4 protein-coding genes are annotated in these 3036 nt (G+C 42.8%); 1 reads left to right on the plus strand and 3 read right to left on the minus strand.

What is annotated here, in order from left to right:
• Positions 1–273: 273 nt before the first annotated feature.
• The 3 genes from AC1DPZ_RS24660 to AC1DPZ_RS24670 are packed head-to-tail and all read right to left on the minus strand — an operon-like array spanning position 274 to position 2355.
• Positions 274–1035 (minus strand): DUF4846 domain-containing protein, encoded by a 762-nt coding sequence (locus tag AC1DPZ_RS24660; RefSeq protein WP_477408459.1) that lies wholly within the window; start codon positions 1033–1035, stop codon positions 274–276.
• Positions 1032–1739, minus strand: coding sequence for a M23 family metallopeptidase (locus AC1DPZ_RS24665; RefSeq protein WP_477408461.1), 708 nt, complete (start codon positions 1737–1739; stop codon positions 1032–1034). Before AC1DPZ_RS24665 ends, AC1DPZ_RS24660 begins: the two co-directional genes overlap by 4 nt.
• Positions 1740–1785: 46 nt before the next feature.
• On the minus strand, positions 1786–2355 hold the full coding sequence (locus AC1DPZ_RS24670) for a pentapeptide repeat-containing protein (RefSeq protein WP_477408464.1): 570 nt from the start codon (positions 2353–2355) through the stop codon (positions 1786–1788).
• 235 nt (positions 2356–2590) lie between these two features.
• Here AC1DPZ_RS24670 and AC1DPZ_RS24675 point away from each other — a divergent pair.
• Positions 2591–3036, plus strand: a 446-nt coding sequence (locus tag AC1DPZ_RS24675; RefSeq protein ID WP_477408466.1) for an MBL fold metallo-hydrolase, incomplete at its 3' end; no start/stop codon positions are given.

The following is a 3036-nucleotide window of genomic DNA, read 5'->3' on the forward strand; positions in this document are numbered from 1 at the left end:
CGTCTTACCCGGCGGAAAATATGTTGGCTTTTTTGAATAAAACGGGAATCCCAATGGTCAAACTTTCCGGTTAATGCCATGGTGCCGAATATGATAAAACCTCCTATCATTACAATAACAAATATGTGCAGTCCGGTTGTTAGGAATTCTATCATGGTACCAAACAAGGCAATCGCTATGCCAAATAGTTAAGGGGCTTTTTTGAATGATAATATACTGGCAGGCCGCCACCAATAATTGGATTTGGCGCTTTAATCCTGACGGGTCGCGTTGCTAAAACTGTTTTAAATAAACAGGGCTAACCAATTCGCCATAAAGGATATAGGCAGGCTCATCAAGGCTAAACCAGGGGTTTTCCCTGTATTGAAGCAGCTGGATGCTTTGGGCGGGCATATAGCTTTGCGCTAACAGGAACTTTTTATGGTGAGCTGCATTCTCCACCACATTCATTACAATAAAACAATGCCCCGGCGATCCGCCTTTGATAAATACATCCCCGGTTTTTAGGCTGTTGGGGTTTTGAACAGTTTTAAGTTCCTTCTGCAGTGATAGTGTACCGGCATAGCTGAATACCAGGGTCATATACCGCATAAAGTTATCATAGCTGTAATCTCTTTTTGCCTTCATCACCCAGCGGTCATTACTGTAGCGGTAGCCATCGGCATAATGCACAAAATCGCAACGGAAGCCGCTGGTAAAGTTGAACGCAATATCCTGATATTTCTTTTGACTGTACAGGTATTCGCCCCGCAGCCGCATTACAGCATCGGCACATTGCTGCAGGTCGGTTTTACCAACGCTTATATCCAGTATCCCGGCGGTATAGGCTTCGGTACGGGCTACCTTACCCTGGTAGGTTAAACATTGCGAACCATAAGGTTTAAGGGGTAATGCCTGCAACCATGCCCCAAAACTACCGGGAATTACAGGGCTTTGCCTGTAACCTGCGGGTATTTTAAAACGGGTTACCACGTTATCCGTTTTTACCGAACCGGCCATCAGCATTGAGGCTATTAGCATTAAGAAAACTTTCATAAGGTTTTGGCTTGTTTTAGTTGCCGATAGGGATTGAAAGGTACAGGAATATCATCAACCAGYCTGAACGCAGAAAAATGCAAATGCGTTGGCGAGCGTTTTTTGTAAGCGTTATAGCCAGTGCGGCCAACCTCGGCAATTTTTTGGCCGGATTTTACTTCATCGCCGGGTTTTACAAATACGGCGCTGTTATGGGCGTAGTAGGTAATGTTACCATAATTGTCGTATATCCAAATATATTTGCCGCCACGTAAACTGCTATTAGGTTGCCAGTTATCACTGCAGGCTATCACAATGCCATAATCAACAGATACCACGTCAACAGTTTTGCCGGTTTTATCGTCTGTGCAATCCTGGTTTTTATCGTTAATAAATATGTCATGGGCCGGATGTGCCGCATGTTTGTTTCCATCGAGGTAATTGTAGCCCTTATCATAGTAGCCACTGCCGTTACCTCCTATTGCATGGTAATTATAACCGCGGAGGGGAAATACCCAGTTATCCAAAGCCTCAGGCACATGTCTGTTTTGTTTAAGCTGCCCGATGAGTAATTTAAATTGTTTAGCCGCATCAGGTTTTTTTATTGATGCGTTTAGTACGGCAGTATTAAGTTCGTTGATGCGGTTACAAATAGCTTTATAGTCTTGAGCATGCACCCCAATCATTATAATTAGCAATCCAACAAGCAGTATAATTTTGCGCATAAGGTTTATCCTGAAGAATTAATATAACTAAATATCTGCCAGAATATTATCCTTCAATTTTAATATCGTATTTAGCCAGCAGGCCGGGCAGGCCATGAATGGAGAACATGGCTTTTTTAATCATGTTATCGTCCGGATCGATAGTGTAATTATAAGAGCTGCGCAGATCGGCGCCTTTCAATATGGTGCGGCTGAAGAATGCGCGGTTAAGGTTGCAGTTGATGAATTTAGCCTCGGTAAGGTCGGCTTCGGTAAGGTCGGTCTCGGTCATTGAACAATCTGCGAAACGGGCCTTTTTGTTCTTCTTTTTGTAAAAGATGGCATTATCAAGTATGCAACTTTCAAAATGTACTTCGAACAAAAAATCGCGGGCTTTGCCAAAGTTTAGTCCGCTGAGTTTGCAGTGTTTAAAAAGGATGTTCTGGAAACCTGCGTCGGCCGCATCGGCAAGGGCCAGGTTACAGCCATCAAACGTACAATCAATAAAAATTACACCGTTGAGGTTGGCATGGGAAAGATCACAAGAGATGAATTTGCAGTTTTCATAAGTGCGGTTACGGCCGGTAAGCTGTGCAGCCGGGGTTTTGGTAAAGGTTTCGTCCTCGATATGTTGCATTTTGCAAGTATCAGGTATTTTTTAATATCAGGTATTAAGTTTTTGTTTTATTAAGATTTGCCCTGCGGCTCAAACAGAACATTCCTGCTAAACAAAGCATAAAAGTTTTTGATACCTGATACTCACGACTTGATACTAATATCATTCCCGCGTAATAAAAGTCACCACAGGCCAATCAAACGTAACTTTATTGCGTTAATTATATCGTAATAAAGATAAGCACTATTATTGTTCTATGAGTTTAGCAGGATCCCGCAAAAAAGAGAAAAAGTACATCAATGTTATACCTACCGACGAAGCCGGCTTTGGCAAACTGGTCCCTATTATGAGGGAGTACATGAACAGCAAAGCCGAAAACTCGCCAAAAAAACAAATAGGGCCTTTTAAAACCGATGTTGCTATTTATAATACTCCGCCGGCAAGCGGCCTGCGTATTACATGGGTGGGCCACTCCAGTATACTGATAGAGATTGATGGCAAACGCATCCTTACCGACCCTGTTTGGGGTGAGCGGGTTTCTTTTTCCAAATTCTTCGGACCTAAACGCTTTTTTAAGCCCGCCATAGCTTTAAATGATCTGCCGCCGCTTGATGCTGTGATCGTGTCGCATGATCATTATGATCACCTGGATAAGGAAACAATTGAATTTTTTGCAGGTAAGTCTATACCGTTCTATTGTTC

It is taken from the genome of Mucilaginibacter sp. P4_G9, assembly GCF_056400985.1.